Genomic DNA, 20865 nt, shown 5'->3' with positions numbered 1-20865 from the left:
TTAAGGAAGAGACGAAAGAACCTTTACAATGCGGGCTACATCTTTTTGCCCAAGTCTGGGATAAAGCGGAAAAAGTGCACATCTGAGCAAAAGGGAATTTGCGCATATACATGACGGTGCAATTTCTTCCTGTCTGAGCGCGATGACAGAATTTTCATAAGCCTGTCTCACTTCAATACCTTTTTTCTGGGCATAGGACTTTACATCCTTAAAACCGCTGTTAAGCACAAGCGGGAACGAATATATTGTCGAACCGCCGTCATTCTGTCTTACATATGTCTTGTGTTTTACAGACATTATTGCCCTGGCATAAAGAGCGTATATTTCTTTTCTTGTCTTTTCGTTGCGTGCAAATTCCTTGAGTTCAACAACTGCAAGGGCTGCATTCATGTCAGGAATAAAGTCTGTGGAAGGTGCTTCTTCTGCAAGTTTTTTAAGGACAATCCATTCGCGTCTTCCAGGTGCCATAAGAACGGCCCCGCCGCCTGCAGTAACAATGTCACGGTCTTCCATGCCGAATATTGTATACACACCGTACATTCCAGCGCATTTACCCAACGGCTCTCCTGTCTTTGCTTCTTCTGTGCCCGACTGTTCCTGAACAGCAGATTTTGCACCTTCGCTTTCAGAAGGTTCTGCAGGATAGCGCGCAAAAGCTGACTGCGAAATATCTTCTATAACAGGTACACCCAGAGAAAGAAATGCCCCAATGTCAGGAAGCACTCCCATAGACTCTGCCAGAACAAGAACACGTCCGCCGTCTTTTATTCCGTTTTCTGCTGCGGCACATGTAACAAGTCCTGATTCTTCACATACATCAAGAACGATGGGCTTGTATCCGAGGCGTTCAAGTGTAAGAATCTGCCAGGAAGGAGCAAGGGCACTGATCATTACCCCGCTTTGTGCAGGAAGGTCTATGGCCTTGAGCGCATATTCGAGTGCAAGGGACGGACTTCTTAAAGCAACGGCTCCGTCACATCCGGTTAGTTCCCTGACAGTCTGAACAAGACGAATACCCATTTCTCCGGGTCCGATTTTTTCGTCAACCATGCAGGTAAGCACGGCTTCCATTTCCTTTCGTCTTATTGTCGGGCTGTAAGTCTGTATCATTTTTTATATTTTCCTTTATTTAATTTATTCAAGAGAATCAGCTTTCGGGCTCAATGATTTTCTGAAGTTCCTTCGGATTGAACAGTCTGCGCGTATCAAGGATAATCAGGTAAGACGAATCCTGGCGGACTACACCATGAATGTATTCAGTTCCGATTCCGCAGAGCATCTGTGGCGGCGGTTTTATGTCATCGCCTTCTACAGGAACAACGCGAGCTATTCTGTCTATAATTATGCCGATTTTGTTTCCTTCAATGTCCAGAATAATGAATCCACCGTCATTTTCGTCGGCAAGGGAATCTTCTGAAACGTCCATTTTCTTTATATGAAAGCGCTTGTGAAGATTGATAATAGGAATAATTTCACCGCGAAGGTTAATGATTCCCTCTACATAATAAGGAGCGTTAGGGATCGGACGAACAGACTGTATCTTAACGATTTCCTTAACATCCATGATATTCACGCCGTACAGCTCTTCCCCGAGCTGAAACGTAACAAGCTGAAACGAATTGTTTTCTTCCGCCATAGAATCCCCCTATATATTGTTGTATTGGCTGTAAACCGCATTAATACACTATTGGGCATCTAAAAAAATTGCAATTTTCAGAGCCTCCCTATTTTACTACACTAAGCAATTCTAGTCCACTATAAAAAGGGACAGAAAACAAACTTTCAAAACACCCGCTTCCTTAAGCACAGAACAGCAGTTTTCGGCCGTTGCGCCTGTTGTAAGCACATCATCTATAACAATAACCTTCGCCGGCATTCTTTTTTTATCACAAAAGGCACGTCCTTTAGAAGACAGTGTATAGGCTTTGCCTATTCCGCTAAGCCGGTGGCTACGGTCAAGTTTCTTCTGCTGCACTGTACTGAGCCGGCGCAGAAGATAAAGAACTTTGTACCCGTAAAAAAACCGCAGATAACGGCACAGTTCGTCTATCTGGTCCCATCCCCGGCGCCTTATCTTGCCTGCACGCGGAGGAACAGGAACCAATACACAGCCTTCACCAAAGCCGGTTTTCAGGACACCGTCACAAACGGCTGCAAACAAAGGTGACAGAGATCTTCTGTCTGACATTTTCCATGAAAACAAAAGATTTTTTTTCCAGAGTCTGTATGCAAATACTGGAAAAACAGAATCGGCATGGAAAACAGTCCTTGAACGCCGGCAGTCCATACAAAGCCCTCTTTCACTTACCAAAGGTCTTCCGCAGACGGGACATCTTGAACAGACAGAAACACTTGGCTCAAGAAGGCGTTTGTTTGCACAGCGGGAACACAGCGGCGCCCCGAACGAAAGCTTTCCACAGCAAAGACACTCTTCACCGCCAAAAGCCATGCATAACAGTTTGCGAAGATAATATGAAAAGTAATAAAACAGCCTGAACCAAAGGCAGCGCATTTTTTCTACAAAGTCCATATACCTTATATATAGACTCCGTTTTTTCAAAATGACAAAATTTTAAAAAAAATTAAAAAAATCAGCGCCCGGACAGGGATTTTTTCCAGCGCGAGACAGCACTCAAAGCCGCAAGAGGAGTCATGTTGTCTACATCTGCAGAAAGTATTTCATCAAGCACCATTTCTTCGTCAGAAAAAAGTGAAAGAGAGGCTGCTTCAGAAGACCTACAACATTCACTTTCTACTTCATTCCCGCTGCCCGATATCTGCGGAAGAACAGGCTTACCGTCAGCGTCGGACTGTATTTTATTCAGAATAACTTCGGCACGTTTTATAACAGTTTCTGGAAGTCCTGCCAATTTTGCAACATGGATTCCGTAACTGTTTTCACTGGAACCGTCTGCAACTTTTCTTAAAAAAACAATGTCACTGCCGTTTTCGCTTACAGACATGCACAGATTCTTCAGGGATGGATGTGACATACGCGTAAGTTCATGATAATGGGTTGCAAAAAGAGTCTTGCACTTTATTCTGTCAAGAAGATATTCACTTACGGCCCATGCAATGGAAAGACCGTCTTCTGTACTTGTACCGCGGCCCACTTCATCCATTATTACAAGGGATTTTTCAGTGGCAGAATTAAGAATTCGTGCAGTTTCGGTCATTTCTACAAGAAAAGTAGACTCACCCTTGGCAAGATTGTCACTGGCACCTACCCTGCAGAAAATTCTGTCTACAATTCCCAGTCTGGCAGAAGATGCCGGAACACAGCTGCCGGTCTGGGCAAGAAGGGAAATAAGCGCATTCTGTCTTAAAAAAGTGCTTTTTCCGGCCATATTGGGTCCGGTAATAAGGGCAAATGTCCTGCTGTCATCTTCCGTAGAAAGTGTAAGATCATTCGGAACAAATTCACCTCCGGGAAGATGCCGTTCCACGACAGGATGCCGCCCGGCCTTTACATCAAAACAGCCGTTTTCTTCCAGCGAAGGCCTTACCCAGTTGTACATAACGGCGGCCTCTGCAAAAGAAGATGCAACATCAGCGTATGCAATTTCACCCGAAGTGCGCTGCAGATAGGGAACATATTTTTTAAGTCCGTTGCGTACTTCAAGAAAAAGCTGTTTTTCAAGTTCAATTATCTTTGTTCCGGACTCATTGAGGCTTTCTTCAAGTTCCTGAAGTTTTTGTGTCGTATAGCGCGCGCCGTTTACAAGATTTCTGCGCAGAATAAAATGTTCCGGAACTTTGTCGAGTTTTCCGCTGGAAACTTCTATATAATAGCCCAGGTTTGAATTCGATCGGATTTTAAGCCCTTGGATTCCGGTAGCAGTTTTTTCTTCGTCAAGGTATCCAGACAGAATGCGGTTGAAATTGTCGCGCACGTCACGCCAGTGGTCAAGTTCTTCTGACCAGCCGGCACGTATTATTCCGCCTTCGTTAAGAAGAGTACACGGGTCATCAAGAATTGAATTTGCTATAAGATCAATAATGCTTTTGGCGCTGTCTGTATCAGTCATAGAAAAATTGCGACCGTCAAGTTCTTTTCTTGCCTCAAGCCACAGTTCAAGACTTTTTCTCAAAGCCTGAAGATCCTTTGCGTGAGCCTTGTCCATGGCAATTCTGGCGGCAAGTCGCTCAACATCAAGAATTCCGTCCAGCTTTTCGCGTATTTTTCTTAAAAACTGATTGTCCTTTACAAAAGATTCAACATGATTCTGTCTGGATTCAATGGAGGCAATGTCTTTAAGCGGAAAAACCAGCCATTCCCTGAGCATACGACTTCCCATAGCAGTACGGCAGTTGTCAAGGCATTCCAGAAGCGTAAATTTGGAAGAACCGTCACGCAGATTGTTGGTTATTTCAAGATTTCTGCGCGAAGAATCGTCAATTATAACGTACTGGCAGTCTGAATATACAGAAATTGATTTAATATGAGGGGAAAGCGTATTTGTAGTTTTTTCTACATAATCCAGAAGGAATCCCGCAGGCGGAATCTCAGGGGCTTCGTCACCAAGTGAAAAAGAGCGCAGGCTTGCCGTACAAAACTGTTTCAAAAGACGGCGGCGGCAGTTTTCAAGATTAAAATTCCAGTCCGGATACCATGAAACAGAAACGTTTGTCAAAAGAGAAAGACACTGTGAAACAGACTGATTGTCACGGAGCGAATCGGGAAGAATAAGCTCCCTTGGGGAACAGCGGCCAAGTTCCTTTGAAAGATTTTCTGCCATAGACGAAACAGGAAAACTTGTTGCACGGAATTCACCGGTTGTAACATCAATGTACGAAAACCCAGCTTTATTTCCTGTAATAAAGGCCGAAGCCAGAAAATTATTTACGCCACCGTCAAGATATTCGCTTTCTACGGCAGTTCCGGGAGTAATAATTTCTATAACCTTGCGCTCGGTAAGCCCCTTTCCCTTTGCAATCTCACCAATCTGTTCTGCAATGGCAACTTTTCTTCCCAGCCGCAAAAGTCTTGCAATATAAATCTTTGCTGCATGAAAAGGAACCCCGCACATGGGATTAACGGAACGGTGCGTAAGTGTAAGGTTAAGAAGTTTTGATACTTCTACAGCATCGTCATTGAACATTTCATAAAAATCACCGACACGAAAGAACAACACTTCACCGGGATGCTCGTTCTTAAGGCGCTGGTATTGAGCAAGAAGAGGAGTTTCTTCGTTCATGGCAGTATCAGAACTTAACGACCCAACTGGGATATAACTTCGTCAGTTATATCAACAGAGCGGCTGTACCAGAGGATTGCGTTTGACTGCTGAAGGCTCAGAATCATACTGTAACCGCCTTTTTCGGCAATGCGTGAAAGAGTATTGTAAAGCTGCTTGTAAAAGGCGTCGTTATCCTGAAGAGATTTCTTGAGCGATTCAAGTTCTACATTCTTTGCGTTTGTATATTCATTGATAAAATCGGTCTTTTTTGTAATCTGCGCTTCGATATTCATTGCCGCAGACTCGTCTCCGTTCTTTTCGTACTCAAGTTTTCTGTCATGAAGATTCTGAAGGTCCGAAACCATTTTGTCTATCTCTGACTGAAACTCCTGTTTTTTGCTTTCGTAGTTGCGAACAGGTGTAGAATCTCTGAAATAAGCCTGGTAAACACGTGCTGTATCAACTACACCGAACTTAGTAATCTGCTGGGCAAAAATTCCGCAGAAAGAAGAAGCAAACGCTACAACAGACAATACGATAATTTTCTTTAAGTTAACAGTTTTCATTATTCCACCAAATTTAATATATTGATTAACGGTTCACAAGGTTGAATGAAAGTACAAAGTTCCAGTTCTTGTACCAGGCATTATCTCCTGTTCCATCACGGTTTTCAAACACAACTTCCCCGTCTTTGATCTGGAAAGTATTTGTAAAGAGAAGACGCAACGGGAACTGCTGAATTGTAAAACGTACACTCGGGCCAAAACTAAAGTACCAGTCTTCGGACGTAAGTTCCGTAAAGAAATTCTGTGCACTGTCCTTGATTGCAACAGCATCAAACCATGCGTCAAAAGAAATTGCACCGGGAACAACCGGCATTCTAAGCTCAATTATGTTACTCCACAGAGCCTGTCCCCTTCCGCCGTCATTGTTGTAAACTGACCATCCGCGTCCGTTGAACATACCGTCAATATAAAGCTGGTTTGACTGCTTGATTGCAGAGTCAAAGAACGGGAACTGGAATGAAAGTCCCGAATATCCCATAAGTACAAGCTTAAAACTCCAGTTTTCTGAAACAGGCTTGTCTACAAGAGTAAAATATTTTTCGACTTTACTGTCTGTACGAAGATAGAATTCACGTTCTCCCCAGCGCGGTGCAAAAGCAATTGCACCTTCAGGAAGAAGACCGTACCAGGCAAGACGCTGGCTAAAGAACCATCCGCTTGAAGGATCATAGTTTATGTTGCGGCCGTCCATAGAGAAAGAAGACCACAGAGAATTCTTTGGCTCCCAGTTGTTGTTGTACTGGCTTACAGAAGAATCATACGGAATATAAATGCTTGAGTCATAAATATTGTTGATGATACTTCCGCTCAAACCGCCGGAAAGGGTAAGAATTGCAAAGTCAGGTGTCCAGCGGTGCCCAAGCGAAGCACTCAGGTTAAATTCGTGCTGCTCGTATTCCATGTAATAATAATCATCATCAATGGAACCGTCAGGAAGAAATTTGTCCCTTAAAGTATAGTTGTTTGAATGTGAATATCCCAAAGAAAAGTTTGTACTTATAGGTTTTCCGAACAGCCAGTTCTGTCCGTAACCGATGTTGACTGACTGCTCGTCTGTAGAAAGTGTTGTACCTGCAGAAAGGGAACGTCCCTCACCGAACAGGTTGGAATCCTGGATTTTTGCATAAAGCGCAATCGGGAAATCATCAGGATTCGAAACTCCGCTGAACGTAAATCCAAAGTCAAGCGAAGTTGTACTCTGCTCTTCTACACTGAATACAAGGTCCACAAGATTTTCCTCTGAACCCGGGGAAACTTCAGGCGCAACGGCAGAAAAATACTGAAGATTGTACAGGTTTCTGAGTCCGTTTGTAATTTTTGTATTTGAGAAAATATCACCCGGTTCGATGGGGATTTCTCTTCTTATAACATATTCCTTTGTTTTTGTATTTCCCTTGATAAGAATGTCTTCTATGTGGCTTCTGGAATTTTCAGTTATATGAAGAACGTATGAAATTACGCGGGAGTCAGCAGACTTTTTCATTTCTGTGTCAAAACGGTTTGAAGTATATCCGTTTTCGTAATAAAGATTCTGAATTGCCATCTTGCTTTCCTGAAACTTTGTCTCGTTATAAACGGCATCTACAGGAAGTCTTACAAGAGTCTGGAGTCTTTCAGAAGAAAATACCTTGTTTCCCTGAAAGGTCATTCCTCCGAACTTATATTTTTCGCCTTCATTTATATCAAAGGTAATTGTAAGTTCGTTCAGATTTTTTTCACTGTTGAAGGAAGAATCTTTTTTTACATTAAGAACCCTTGCATCTGCATAGCCGTGGTTCTGATAATAAGTCGTAATAATTCTTGCATCATTTGAAAGAGACGCTTCCTGGAAAGAACCTTTGTTAAAAAGTCCGGCTTCCTTGAGTGTAATCTTGCTTTTAAGTGTTTTTTCAGAGAAATTTACAATTCCGTTGAACTTAATGCTTCTTACAACCGTGCGCTGCCCTTCATTAATGTTGAAAGTAACTACAATTCCCGAAGGCTGTGTTTCAAACGAAGATGAAACTGTCGCCGCAGTATAACCCTTTTCTATATAGTGGTTGCGAAGTGCACGCTCGTCGGACAGAAGCTTGGACTGAACAAAAATATCCTTTTCTTTTATAAGAATGGTTTCCTGAAGTTCGGATTTTCTGAGCTGGCTGTTTCCCTTAAAAATAATGGCAGAAACAACGGGTCGCTCGGTAACCGCAAGAATGATTTTTACAGAACTTGCAGCCTCATCCGCCTTTGCAACTTTTGCTTCGACATTTTCAAAATAGTCAAGCGCAAACATTCTGTCATAAAGAGAACTGATGACTTCGTCGGTAAACTTTTGTCCCACAAAACTGCTTGTAATTCCTTCAAGATCATTTTGCTTTACATTTTTAAGATTTTCAAAAGTGATGGTTTTTATGGGTTTGTCATAATACCAGCCGGAATCCTGTGAAAATGCAGGAAGAACACTGGCAGCCACAAGAATAGCCGCAGCAACAAAAACCATAAAAGAATGCTTAGTTCGCATAAATTCCTCTTTTTTAAAACGAAATTCTCCATGACAGAGTAATGGAAGTAGCCGGAACCCAGGATTTCTGCAGCTGACCTATATCAGGAGCAAAATTCCAACGTATGTTTGCAAACGGGGCATCCAGCTCAAGTCCGATTTCGGGCTGGAATACAAGACCACCGCCAGCATCTGCACCCGAAGCATCGGCTCTGCTCTTATCGTAAGTCCAGTGCATAAGTGCATCGGCATAGATAGTGCTTCCAAAGTATTTTCCTATATAAACAGTCGAATTATCAAATAAGTTACTTATAATTGAACCTTTCTCGGATTCGGTGTTCATATTGAATCCCTGTCTGATTGTATTCTGCAGAAGGGTTGTACGTATTGAAAATATATCAAAATTACATAAATCACGCAATGCATTTTCGAGTTTTCGCAAAACCGTAACCTGAACGCCGTAATCTACTCCCGCAACAAGGAAATTTCCTACGGAATCGCTATCTCCTGTAGCAATCTGTCCCAGAAGGGAAAGAATTTCACTTTCTGACTTGGCGGGGCTTGAAGAAAGTGTTGCGCTGAAGCTAGAAAGATCCTGGCTTATTGCAGAAAGTGAGATTGTAACCGGCTCACCGTTGTCATCATGTTCCCTGGTTTCTGCACGTACTGTTATGTTTGGGTCAAAACCGTTCTGTGTTTCATCCATTATAAGGCGGCCTTCCTTCAGATAAAAGTTGCGGCTCAAATAAGATATTTCACCGCCCCGGAGTACAATGTCGCCTTTTACCGACCAGAGCTCGGACGCCGTGTCAAGGAAGACTTGTATCGGTGTGGCAGGGGCAACAAGACCGCGCAGAAGCGGATTCAGTATAATCTGAACTTTCTGTCCTACAAGAAGATCAAGGTTTAGGCTCAAATCCAGCGGCGACGAAGGTGCATCTGACCTTACTTCTTCTGACTGGGGCGCCTGGTTTGTTCCAAAGTTTGTGATAAATGAAATTTCTGCATTTCTCAAGGCAATGGAACCGTCTATTCCCACAACGTTGTCTTCTATTCCAAGAGTAGCCTTAACCGAAGTCCGTCCCGTTACGCGTACAAGAGGTGTTTTTACATCAACAGGAATATCGCGGTTGCGTTCAGTTTCTACATTCAACTCAAGCGAAGTAACAGAAAGTCTGTCCAAGCTAACGTATGCATCGGCCGCAACCCTTCCGTCTTTTACCGAAAATATTGTCTCGGGAATAACAATTTCATCCTGCGTAAATTCGACAGAAACCTCATGTGCCTTGAAATGTTCCGGAATATAAACCGGAATGTTGAAGTCAAAGTCTGTAACAACTGCAGAACCGTCAATATCGGGATCTGACGCAAGCCCAGACAGTGTAAGGTTTGCATTTACAAAACCGCTGTACACGCTGAAAAACTGCGAATTGAACAGGAACGAAAAGCGACCTGTATCGCAGTAAAGGTTACGGACAGAAAGATTCATAAGCCCGTTGACCAGAGTTCCGTCAAGATTAAAATTAAGCGGCCTGTCTTCCCTTACCATAAGACTCAGCGAACCGTCATCAAGGAATTCCCCGTATGCACCAAGGTTTTCGTCGGTCATGATATCCCAGCGCCCGGGGGAACGGATAAGCGAAATATGGACAGGGGGAAGTTTGTCTTTCATTGCACCCGAAATTCCAGCACAGTCAAATTCCACCGAAAAAGCTTCGGGAACAGCAAATGTGTTCCGGGTAAAGGGCGAAAGGTTTGTCAGAGTAAACTGCATCGGCGCCGTAAACGAATTCTGCCCGCCTGTCATTGACAAAGAAAGGGATGCAGAACCTTCAAAAGCCATTAAATCTACTTTTGACCCGGAACTTTCAAGCGTAAAGTTTTTCCAGCTGCCGTTAAGTTGCGGAACAGTAAGAATTCCTTCCATAATAGAGGCATTTCCGCTGGCTTTAAGAGTTGAACCGCCTGCGTTAAGCGAAAGTTCTTTTACCTGGGCAGAAATATACGGGTTTTCAAAAGTACCGCTGGCCGTAATCGTTGCAGTAACCGTATCAGAGCCGTCCTGTTCCGAAAGAAAGCGCGCGCACGGGAAAGATTTTACATCTGCCTGTGCAGAAAAGTAGCAGTCCTTTGTGAGCGTGTCAAAATCAAGTTTTTGCCGCATGGGGTTTGACAAATCGCCTGCAAGAGTCACACTTTCTTTGGTAACATCATTTGCAGCCGTAAGATTGAAATTCATGCTGTCAAAGATTCCGTCGTTTATATTCCACAGAAAATATCCCCACCCCTGAAGATAGGAAATTGTGTCGTTGTAAGAAAGTGAAGAAAGTACAATTCCGCTCTGGTCTGCAGTGGCTGCAAGTGAAAATTTAGGCTTACCCGGAACAAGTCCCGTAATTTCATCCACGGTAAGATTTGAAAGCGTTACGTTAAAGTCTTCTGCCGATGTAAAGCTGAACTCGGCAATGGCAGAAAGGGACAGCATGTATTTTCCCAGAGACAGCGGCAGGGAAGAAAAATCAAGTGTTCCACCGCAAGACTTTCCCAAATTTACAGAAGCGTTGAATCCGTAGTCACCTATTACGCTTATCCATTCCCCGAGAGCATAAGTTCCCGAAAGCGAATACGGTATGGAATTAAGGTTAAAGTTCGTGCGGAATGCGGCCTGTTTGTCTACAGGTGAAAAATCAGCTTCAAGAGTTGCGTTTAACGAGTTGCCGCCGTAAAGAAGTTCCAGCTGGCTTACCTGAAGGGCAGTTTCTGTTCCGTCGAATGAAAGAAAGAGCATTTCCCTATCCTTCTCTGTATTTGCAAAAACGGCATAGGGCACGTTAAAGGTAATTCCGCTGAAATTCGTGGAAATATAAAATTCCGTACTTGTAATATAGGGCGCAAGGGATGCCGCCACCGAAGAAATGCCGCCAGGAGAATTCCCTTCAGCAAAAAAGGCCGCAGCATAAACCGCAGAATCAACAAAAAAACTGTCTACGCTTACCGAAGCCTGCAGATAAGGATTGTTTTTGTATGAAAAAGAGCCGTCGGCAATAATTTTTCCGGGATTGTCATATTCTGAATGTGAATAGTCAAAAACTTCGGCAGAAAACCCTAAAGAGCCGTTGTCTTCATTCTGAACAGAAATGTCTATATGCGAAAATTTTCTTGTACCAAGCGAAAGTTCGGGAACAAAGAGCGAAAATCCGTTTTTGTCAGGGCTGCACAAAAGGCTTCCCGAAATTATTCCGCCGTTTGGAAGAACAAAATGTTCAAGTTCAAGACTTCCCGACGGACTTTTGTCCTTAAGATCCAGGCTTCCTTCAAAAGACAGCGCTGCAATCTGTCCCTTTGCCGAAAGATTTTTTACCGTAACAGAAGAATCGTCGCCAAAAGCCCGGACAGAAACCTGCTGACCGCCTGAAGCAATTGACTTTGAAAGTGAAGCGCTCAAGTCCGCATTCCATTTGTAGCGGAAAGTTTCAAGATTTATTCCGAAACCGGCACTTCCCGAAAGCGTACTTCCCCGGAACTTTGAAAATTGTTTGAGCGAATAGGAATTTCCGAGAAGTGCAAAGGGATCAAGATTCTGAGCAGTAAGTTCCGCGCTTAAATCAAGGCTATCCCTGTCAAGCACAATCTGGACTGCATACGGCAGAATACGCTGCGTTGACCTTAAAACAAATTCCGGGCTGGAATAATGAAGAAGATATTCCATTCTGCGCGGTGTGTAGTCTGCACGGGAATAGCTGTCCAAAAGGATTCTGCACGAACTTCCCGAAAAAACGCTCAATAAATTTCCTTCTGCCCTGAACCTGAACCCTGCTGTTTTTGAGCCAAGTGCAGAAAGTCTTGCAAAGGCATAGCCTGAAACACGGGAATAGAGTGAAGAATTGAGCCCGTCCTTCCTTACAAAAAGGTCGTTGAGTACGGCATGAAAACTGTCGTTCCCAACTTCATAACCAAGATTCATGTTTCTTATCTGAACATCAAACGGCAGTGAAAAAAGTGCATCCTTAATGAAATCCAGAACAGAAGCAAAACCTTCTCCTGTTGCGTCGGAAGAATCTGATGAATGCGGTGCTTTTTTTTCGGAAACCGCAGCCCCGTCTGCCCCGTTGTTCGCACCGGATGAACCCAGCCGGTCAAGAATTGCCTTATAGCGGCTGTCGCTAAAGTCAAGTGAAACGTCAGTCAGAACAAGGCGAGTAAATGCACGCGAAAAGTCACCTTTTATGATTTTGGGCAGACTGTAACCTAGAACCGCATTGCTTACCGAAAGAATTGGTGCATCATTTTCGGTTTCATAAAGGACTATTCCCTTAATGCGTATTCCGGTAAGAAGGGACGGCGAAAGAGACTTGTAGGAAAGCCCCAGCCCTGTTTCTTTTGAAAGACGCGTTTTAAAAACAGATTCGCAGGTTTTGAGGGCAGAATCAACGGCATGATAAACCGGCTGAAGAGCGGCAGCGACGACCGCAATTATGAGTAAAAAAATAAAACTTCCGGTTATTGTCCTAAACGCTCTTGATTTCATAGGGCCGCAAATTGTATTCTATCAGAAAACAAAAAAAAGATATACAATAATTCATAATGTCTTTTCTTATTTAAAATAGGAGCATAAAAAATGATTCTTGAAAATTTCATAGTTTTTGAAGGAATAGACGGTGCCGGAACAACTACGCAACTTAATATTTTAAAGAAAAAATGCGGCAGCAACTTTCTTTTTACTGCGGAACCCAGCCGCTCTCCCGTAGGAAAATTTCTTCGTTCCATGCTTGGCGGAAACGTTCCCGTTACAAATGAAACGGCAGCATATCTTTTTGCGGCAGACAGAAACGAACACCTTAACGCAGACATAAGTTTTTCAGAAGACGGCATTCTTTGCGGCGGAATAAAAAAAGCGTGCGGTCAGGGAAAATGCGTTGTCTGCGACAGATATATTTTTTCAAGCCTTGCATACCAGAGCATCGACTGCAGCCCCAGTGTTCCGCGCATGCTCAATTCACTTTTCCCGCTGCCTGAACTTCTGTTCTATTTTGACATAGACGCAAAAACTGCCCTTTCCAGAGTAGATTCACGCGGTTCCAGAGAAATTTACGAAAAGCTTGACTTTCTTGAAAAAACCGTAATTGAGTACAGAAAAGCTATAGACGAATACCGCGGCGAAAAAGGAAGCGGAATGAAAATTGTAGACATAGATGCAACCCTTCCGGTAGAAAAAATCTCTGAAATAATATGGACTAACATCGCCGACCTTCCGATAATGAAAGCGTGAAATTCCCTGCAAAACTTAACAGATTAAAATTTATTCTCGCCCTCATTCTGGCTGCCATTCTGGTTCCGCAGAAAGCCCAGTCATACATGGTCAAGTACAAGGAAGACTACCTTAAGTTGTACCACGTTCACTACAGCCAGCTGCCCGACGACTGTATAGAAAACATTTATTGGCTGGAACAGGCTGCCAAGGCCGACTTTGCAAACCCGCTTTATGCATATACAAAGATAGAAAACGAGTTGCAGTGGGAAAAATACCGCTATCTTTTTCAGATGCACATAAACCTTAAGCTCATTGAACAGCACCTGAGGCTCGGCCGCATTTATGACAAAAAAGCCGCTGTTTTTTACGACGCCCCGTGGAAAGACGAATACCTTCGGAATCTTGAAAAAGCAAAATCCTGCTACACAGCGGGCTACACTTACTGGAAGGAAGCAGAACTCTGGGCAGAAAAAGCAGGTTCAAAAAAGTTTGGTTTTATGTATATTACCGGCCTTCAGAACTGGGAAGACGAAAGGGAACGGATAAATACGGGAAAGCTTTCCTACAAAAATATTCTGAACCGTGAACTTTCAAGACTGGACAAAGTAATTTCTGACCTCGTTGCAATGAATTCAAAAAGCTATTAAAATAGCCGCATGACTCAGAATGCACAGAATGTTTACACACTCAGATATCCCGAAAATTCAGGATTTGACGAAACAAAAATAATTTTTCACAAAAACAGTCCTGACCTTAACAAATTCTTTTTTGAAGAAAATAAAACAGATGCACGCAGACTGTTTGTTACCGATACAACAATAGCAGCCCTTCCCTGCATGAGAACGTTCACATCTTCCTTTAAGGCTGACGCAGAATCCCATGCAGGAAAAACCGCCGAAACCTTTACACGCGGCAAAGATGCACTCATAATCCTTGGTGCAGGCGAAAAATTCAAAACAATAGAAAGCGTACTTTCAATAGTAAGAACCGCGCTTGAAGGCAACTTCAACAGAAACTGCATTTTTACGGGCATAGGCGGCGGTGTTGTATGCGACATGACGGGGTTTGCCGCTTCAATGTTCAAAAGAGGCGTCCTTGCAGAATTTGTTCCCACAACACTTCTTGCCGATGTAGATGCGTCTGTAGGCGGAAAAACCGGCTGTGACTTTGAAAGCTACAAGAATATGATAGGTGCATTCTACCCTGCAAAAAACATCCACATCTGGAGCAGTTTTATACAGACTCTTCCGCAGAATGAATTCATTTCAGGACTGGCAGAAGCAATTAAAACAGCATTTCTTTTTTCTGCTGAACTTACAGAACTTTTTCTTTCACAAAAAGATTCTGTTATGAAACGGGAACAGGATGTTCTTGATGGAATAGTGGAACAGTGTGCGCGTGCAAAGGCAAAGATTGTTTCAGAAGACTTCAGGGAACACGGAGACAGAGCCTTTCTTAACTACGGCCACACTTTCGGACATGCGCTTGAGTCTGTTGCCGGACTTGGAAAAGTAACACACGGTGAAGCTGTTGCCTGGGGAATGTCAAGGGCAGTTTGTGTATCGCTTGCCCGCGGTGTATGTTCAAAAGAATTTGCAGATAAGACATTAAAAACGCTTGCCCTTTACGGATACGAAACAGGGGCCGTGCACAGTGCGCTTAAAAACATTCCTTCAGAAAAAACAGCCACTCTGATTCTTAATGCAATGAAAAAAGACAAAAAGAACAATTCGGCAAAAATAAGACTTACGCTTCAGTCGGGCCCGCAGCAGACTTTTGTAAGTGAAGCAGACGACGAAGAAATTCTTTCAGTACTTACGGAACAGGAATAAAATATGATCAGCGCTGAACATTATTTTGACTGGGCAGCAACATCCCCGGCAGACAAAGACATTATTCAGAAAGCACTTGAGTGTTCCACAGAGCACTGGGCAAATCCTTCTAGCATACATGCAGCCGGAACCGACGCAAAAAAAGCACTTGAAAACGCAAGAAAACGCGCAGCCCTTGCACTGGGAATTCCTGAACAGACGGTAACATTTACTTCGGGCGGTACAGAAAGCGACCACATTGCACTTTTGTCTGTTCTGACGCGCCCGCAAAAAGGAAGTGTTCTTGTAAGCGCCATCGAGCACCCTGCAATAAGGGAAATGGCAAAAATGATAGAAAACTGCGGCTGGAAAACAATAACAGTCAATCCCGACAAAAACGGTTTTGTAAGTGCAGACGCGGTAATTGCGGCCCTTCACGATGACACGGCTTTTGTTACCGTTATGGCCGTAAACAACGAGACCGGTGCGGTTCAGCCTGTATATGAAATAGCAGACGCACTTACCGAACACTGCCGCGGAAAAAGAAAACCAATGTTCCATGTAGACTGCGTACAGGCAGCAGGAAAAATACCGCTTGATCTGACCCACAGCGGAATAGACAGCGCGGCTTTCAGTGCACATAAAATCTGCGGTCCAAGGGGAATAGGCATTCTTTACACGGCAAAAGAATTTGTTCCGTTTCTAAGGGGCGGCGGACAGGAAAAAAACATCAGAAGCGGAACAGAAAATCTTTTTGGCGCAGAAGCAATGTCCCTTTGTCTTGAAAAATATGCTATTTCTGAACGCAACAGCACGGCAATGGAAAGATATGAACTTCAGAAAAAATATGCCGCGGCTTTTATAGAAAAACTTGCTTCAATTCCGTCATGCACAATGATTCCGCACTGCAGGACAGCAGACAATACTGAACACGAATTTTCGCCGTGGGTTATTCAGGCTTCATTCAAAGGAATTCCGGGTCAGGTAATGGAACGCGCACTCAGTTCTGAAGGATTTTATATTTCTACAGGAAGCGCATGTTCTGCAGGAAGACACGCAAGACCTATTCTTGACACAATGCAGCTTCCGGCAGAAGAAAAAGAGTCCGCAGTAAGATTCAGTTTTGGCCCGCTTACAACACCCCAAGCCATGGACGAACTTTTTGAAGCCGTAAAAAAAACTGCCGCCCTGTTTGCAAAATAAGATGAGGCATAACAAAATAATATTGCTGACATGAGTTACCGAAAGTTCATGCAGTCACGGATTGATTCCGTTTTTTACCTGCGGGAAGACAGCTGGCTGTTCCGTTCCCAAAAGATGCCGTCGCGGTAACCCTGTATTTCTTTATTATCGCCGGCCATAAGAAGGCGTTTTGCTGCGAACATGCAGTATTCGTAATTCAGTTCGATTCCGCAGTAATTTCTGCCGAGTTTTTTTGCAACAACACTTGCTGTTCCGGAACCCAGAAACGGGTCAAAAACAATGTCACCTGGTCTGGAAGAAGCAAGGATTAATTTTGCATAAAGTTTTTCGCTCTTTTGCGTCGGGTGATCGGTATTCTCACTCATGGACCAGAACGGAATTGAAATGTCGTCCCAGAAATTTGACGGGTATGTTAAACGGAAGTTTCCGTCTTCACCTTCATCCCAGTCTTTTGGCTTTCCGTCTATTTTATACGGTGCAATTACTTTTCTTTTTATTTTGACTGCATCTACGTTAAAATAATAGTCCGCAGGATTTTTGACGGCAAACCAGATGTCTTCCATTCCGTTTTTCCAGTTTTGTCTGGCACCGCGGCCTTTTTCACGCTGCCAGGTAATACGGTTGATTACAGTAAGATTTTTTTCAAGTGCACGCTGAAGAGACGAAGTGCATTTCCAGTCACCGCAAAGATACAGGCTTCCAACCGGACTTAATTTTTTGCAGACCAAAGGAAGCCATGAGTCAAGATAAGCTTCGTAATTTTTATCTTTCATTGCGTTGAATTTCATTCCGTTAAAGTCTTTTGTAAGATTGTACGGCGGGTCAATGATAATAAGATTTGCAAATCCGTCGGGAATGAGCGGAAGTACGTCCATTAAATTCGCATTGACAGTTTTGTTTATAAAATCTTTGCTCCGGCTTACAGTTTCCAAAGTTTCAATATTCTTTTTTAATACTTCTTCTTCCTGCGGCAAAATTGTCAGCGTCCTGTTACGTTCCGCGCGTTTCTTCTGTTCCATGGGGAATGATTATATCATATTATTCTGTTTTTGTATCAGTACGCCCCCTCACTTGAAAATAATTTCAACTTATGCTAATATAAGTAGGTCTGAAAAATAAAAATCCACTACATTTTTAAGGAAGGAAATCATGGGAATACGAGGCGAGCTTTACACAAACCAGGTGAATCTTGACAACAGGTCATATTTTTTTAACGTAAAGGAAAACCGCAACGGCGATGTATTTCTGCAGATTGTTGAAAGCAAAATCAAAGAAGGAGCAGACGACAGAAGATCCATTGTTGTCTTTGCCGATGACATGCAGAAATTTCTTTCAGGAATGGACAGTTCTTTAAGTTTCATAGACAAAGACCGCAAGGAAAAGGCAAAGTTGCGTGCAGAAAAGAAAGCTGCAAAAGAAGCAAAGTATGCAGCCGGAGCCCAAAAAGATGATGATTCGTTTGCAAAAAAAGTTTACAGAAGAAAGGGAGAAAGCCGTCTTGTTGCAGAAAAACGTGCAGAGCGCAAGGATGACGGAATAAAAAGAACAGGCCGTGTAATTCACGTTACATCAAAGCGTTCTTCAACTCCGACAGTAACAGAAGAATATTAAAGCAATCTCCAAAAATCACGTTTACTGGATTTTTAGAGGTACCACATATTCAATATTTGAACGACAGCCGCTGAATGGGTGAAGGTCCCAGACGGCGGCATGCTTCTTTATGGGCAGGTGTCGGGTAACCTTTATGTGACGCATAACCGTAACCGGGGTACATTTTGTCATATTCACACATAATTCTGTCACGCCCGACTTTTGCAATTATACTTGCAGCCATTACGCATGGAAACTTTGCGTCTGCCTTTACTTCACTTCTTGCAAGGCAGTTTATTTCAGGAACAAAAATACCGTCAACAACAGCATTCATCTGTGAAACATCCGGCAGCACAAGTGAATTCTTTTTGCACCAGTCAGGCAGTTTCATGACAGCCATGTCAAAGGCAACTTTCATTGCTTTAAGTGTAGCCTGAAGAATATTTATTTCATCAATTATGGTATGGTCAATTACACCTATTCCCCAGCAGGCATATTTTTTTATCTGTTCTTCGGCGACAATCCGTTTTTTTTCAGAAAGTTTTTTACTGTCATTCAACATTTCTACAGGAAAGTCCGGCGGCAGAATAACACAACCAGCAGTAACAGGACCGGCCAGAGGTCCCCTACCTGCTTCATCAATTCCGGCTACAAGAGACTGCATTCAAAAACCCTCCGACTTGTTCTGCAAATTCTGCAGGATAACAGTGTCGGCATCTTTCCAGACAGCGCTTGCCCCCGAAGGCCCGTTTCTTAACACGGCAGAAAAATTATTGTTTTCAAGATCTGCATCTGCTGCATAAAATTCCAGTGCTCGCCCCATAGAAGCAATTACAAAAAATTCATTGCCATAAAAAAGACACTTTCCGCCCGAACAGCTGGCGCCGACGCCGGTTTCAGAAACAGCAGTAATTCTTGAAGAAGAAACGCTTACATCAGATTTTTGCGAAGAAATAACACAGCCGTAAGTGCGCGACTGCACAGAAAGACCGCTGTCAACGACATTAAGAGATGATTCCGCGCAGTCAAACAGAACGGCATCAGAATCAAACAGTCCAATAATTTCACAGTTATTTACACTAAGTGAAGCACCGTTTTTTAGGGAAACAAGCGGTTTTTGCAAAGACAAAGAAGATGAATCGCACTCAATAAGACAGTCTTTTAACAAAACCTTTGCACCCGAAACTTCAAGTGACGCAGAAGGGGCAAATTCAATCCGCGAACTGCCGCCTATGATGTCACAATCGGACTCTATTTTTGCATTTGTCTCAATCTTTATGTCAGACACAACAAAAAGACGCATGTATTCCTGCGAATTAATTACTTCAAGAGCCTGGTCAAAAGTAGAAAACGGGTTCCCGTAAGTTCCGTCGGGTTTTTCAGAAGTGCTGCTTCCTGAAATATAGTAATTGAATTTGTCTACAACGACTGTATATTCTGAAACGGGGCTCCTGTTGCCGAACGCATCAGAAGCAAACGCAGACACTTTGTAAAGGGCAGCTTTTTCTGAAGGAGAGCGCAACCTTATTTCCTGTCCAGAATAGAATTCAAAACTTTCGGGAGAAGGCTTTGGAAGATCTGTCTGTGTTCCCGGAAGAAATGCCGTTTCTGATTCGACCGGACCGCTTATGCTGTAAAAGACAAACGAGTCGGTTTCAGAAGACATGGTAACAACAACTTCATCGCGTGCAAGACCTGCATCTGATGACGAACTGAATACAGGCTTTGCAGGCGGAATTTTATCGAGCAAATAATCACAGGAAAGTGTTCCCTGTCTTACTCCGTTCTGGTACACGTCAAAAACTGCAGTTCCTGAAAGTTCACCGCAGTCAAAGATATCTGCCTTCATTGAAGAATAAAGCCCAGCCGCCATTTTTTCTGCAGACAGTGACTGGGAGACAGGAGAAAGCTGCGATCGTCCTTCGTCAGAAAGTAAAAATTCAAGCATTCCGTCTGCATTTCTGTAGCACAAAAGAGTAGGAACAACAGGAAGCACACACTCGCCTACAGGATTTCCTTCCATATACTCCATGCTCTGCCAGCGGATTGTATGCGGAACAGTTCTGTCTATTGTGCGTTCAGATTTGTCTGCGCTCCAGTACTCATCGTCGATCTGGTACAAAAGTTTGTCGCCTGTAAACTGAATGTTATTCCAGTCGCGTACAGTAAACGGCACGGAAGTTTCTGCGGTTCCGGCAACAGAAGCAGAAGAAACAGCAGCCGCATCCGGAATAACGTGTATTACAAAGTGAAAGAAATTTTTTCCGTCAGATATTGTACATGGTACATAAGCTTCCATCTGGTTTTGTGCAGAAAGAGAAATTGTTCCCGAAGCATATGAAGGTGGAACAGAATTTGAAAGTGAATACAAAAAGCCTTTGGGAATGGAAAATTCTGTTCCCGAAATATATTTTCTTATCGGATTTTTTGAAACTGAATGAATAAAGACAGACGAGTTTTCGGGAATTTCTTCGCTTTCCTTAACTGAATACGAAACCGAAAAGTCCGAGCGCGTTCCGTCTTTTGCAACAGCCGTAATATTTACACTTACATCACCGGTTCCGTCTATTACAACAGGACCGTCGTAGGCAAAGCCCGAAACAAGCGGGTCGCTTCCCGTAAGTGAATAATAGAGATCGCTGCCGTCGCTTGCATCAAGAACGAGAGCCTGCACATTTCCCCATACTCCGGCAGAGGGGCTTATAATGTCCCTGTCCGAAAATGCAAATGCAGTTCCGCAAAGAAGAAAAAATGCAAAAACAATCGTCCTTAATTTGAATTTCAC

15 protein-coding genes are annotated in these 20865 nt (G+C 43.3%); 5 read left to right on the top strand and 10 right to left on the bottom strand.

Translation table 11 applies throughout. The features are described 5' to 3' along the window. The 7 genes from IWA51_RS04825 to IWA51_RS04795 all read right to left on the bottom strand — a co-directional run bounded on the left by IWA51_RS04825 (position 1) and on the right by IWA51_RS04795 (position 12753). A complete protein-coding gene (locus IWA51_RS04825; protein ID WP_177527421.1) occupies positions 1-1110 on the bottom strand; it encodes a DegT/DnrJ/EryC1/StrS family aminotransferase in 1110 nt (369 codons plus the stop codon). A gap of 37 nt (positions 1111-1147) precedes the next feature. Beyond that, positions 1148-1636, bottom strand: coding sequence for a chemotaxis protein CheW (locus IWA51_RS04820; protein WP_177527420.1), 489 nt, complete (start codon positions 1634-1636; stop codon positions 1148-1150). 111 nt (positions 1637-1747) lie between these two features. Then, the gene (locus tag IWA51_RS04815) at positions 1748-2530 is read right to left on the bottom strand and encodes a ComF family protein (RefSeq protein WP_177527419.1); all 783 of its coding nucleotides are present in this window, start codon (positions 2528-2530) and stop codon (positions 1748-1750) included. A gap of 61 nt (positions 2531-2591) precedes the next feature. Beyond that, on the bottom strand, positions 2592-5198 hold the full coding sequence (mutS, locus tag IWA51_RS04810; protein WP_198443428.1) for a DNA mismatch repair protein MutS: 2607 nt from the start codon (positions 5196-5198) through the stop codon (positions 2592-2594). Positions 5199-5212: 14 nt separating this feature from the next. Further along, positions 5213-5746, bottom strand: a complete 534-nt coding sequence (locus tag IWA51_RS04805; protein ID WP_177527417.1) for an OmpH/Skp family outer membrane protein — start codon at positions 5744-5746, stop codon at positions 5213-5215. Positions 5747-5771: 25 nt separating this feature from the next. After that, positions 5772-8246, bottom strand: a complete 2475-nt coding sequence (gene bamA / locus IWA51_RS04800; RefSeq protein ID WP_198443427.1) for an outer membrane protein assembly factor BamA — start codon at positions 8244-8246, stop codon at positions 5772-5774. A gap of 13 nt (positions 8247-8259) precedes the next feature. Further along, complete coding sequence (locus IWA51_RS04795; protein WP_198443426.1) at positions 8260-12753, bottom strand: translocation/assembly module TamB domain-containing protein; 4494 nt, start codon at positions 12751-12753, stop codon at positions 8260-8262. Between the two features lie 90 nt (positions 12754-12843). Here IWA51_RS04795 and tmk point away from each other — a divergent pair, with 90 nt between their 5' ends. From tmk to IWA51_RS04775, 4 genes are read left to right on the top strand one after another with little or no spacing between them, the layout of a single operon-like run. After that, the gene (gene tmk, locus IWA51_RS04790) at positions 12844-13494 is read left to right on the top strand and encodes a dTMP kinase (protein WP_198443425.1); all 651 of its coding nucleotides are present in this window, start codon (positions 12844-12846) and stop codon (positions 13492-13494) included. Next, positions 13491-14123: a hypothetical protein gene (locus tag IWA51_RS04785; protein WP_198443424.1), complete on the top strand. Its 633-nt coding sequence runs from the start codon at positions 13491-13493 to the stop codon at positions 14121-14123. Before tmk ends, IWA51_RS04785 begins: the two co-directional genes overlap by 4 nt. Before the next feature lie 9 nt (positions 14124-14132). After that, positions 14133-15308 (top strand): 3-dehydroquinate synthase, encoded by a 1176-nt coding sequence (locus IWA51_RS04780; protein ID WP_198443423.1) that lies wholly within the window; start codon positions 14133-14135, stop codon positions 15306-15308. A 3-nt stretch (positions 15309-15311) separates the two neighbouring features. Further along, a complete protein-coding gene (locus IWA51_RS04775) occupies positions 15312-16490 on the top strand; it encodes a cysteine desulfurase family protein (protein ID WP_198443422.1) in 1179 nt (392 codons plus the stop codon). A gap of 74 nt (positions 16491-16564) precedes the next feature. Here IWA51_RS04775 and IWA51_RS04770 read toward each other — a convergent pair whose 3' ends face one another. Then, complete coding sequence (locus IWA51_RS04770) at positions 16565-17509, bottom strand: DNA-methyltransferase (RefSeq protein WP_198443421.1); 945 nt, start codon at positions 17507-17509, stop codon at positions 16565-16567. 130 nt (positions 17510-17639) lie between these two features. On the opposite strand from IWA51_RS04770, the gene IWA51_RS04765 reads away from it, so the two are divergent. Next, entirely contained in the window at positions 17640-18101 is a 462-nt protein-coding gene (locus tag IWA51_RS04765) for a DUF3276 family protein (RefSeq protein WP_177527409.1), read from the top strand. A gap of 49 nt (positions 18102-18150) precedes the next feature. Here IWA51_RS04765 and IWA51_RS04760 read toward each other — a convergent pair whose 3' ends face one another. Further along, positions 18151-18744: a ribonuclease HII gene (locus IWA51_RS04760; protein WP_198443420.1), complete on the bottom strand. Its 594-nt coding sequence runs from the start codon at positions 18742-18744 to the stop codon at positions 18151-18153. Then, positions 18745-20865 carry an FN3 associated domain-containing protein gene (locus IWA51_RS04755; RefSeq protein ID WP_198443419.1) on the bottom strand — a complete coding sequence of 707 codons (2121 nt, stop codon included), beginning with the start codon at positions 20863-20865 and terminating at the stop codon, positions 18745-18747. It abuts the gene before it with no gap.

The sequence above is a fragment of the Treponema peruense genome (assembly GCF_016117655.1).
Lineage (GTDB): Bacteria > Spirochaetota > Spirochaetia > Treponematales > Treponemataceae > Treponema_D > Treponema_D peruense.
The sequence above is the reverse complement of the archived record's forward strand: the minus strand, read 5'-3'. Positions and strand labels throughout refer to the sequence as shown.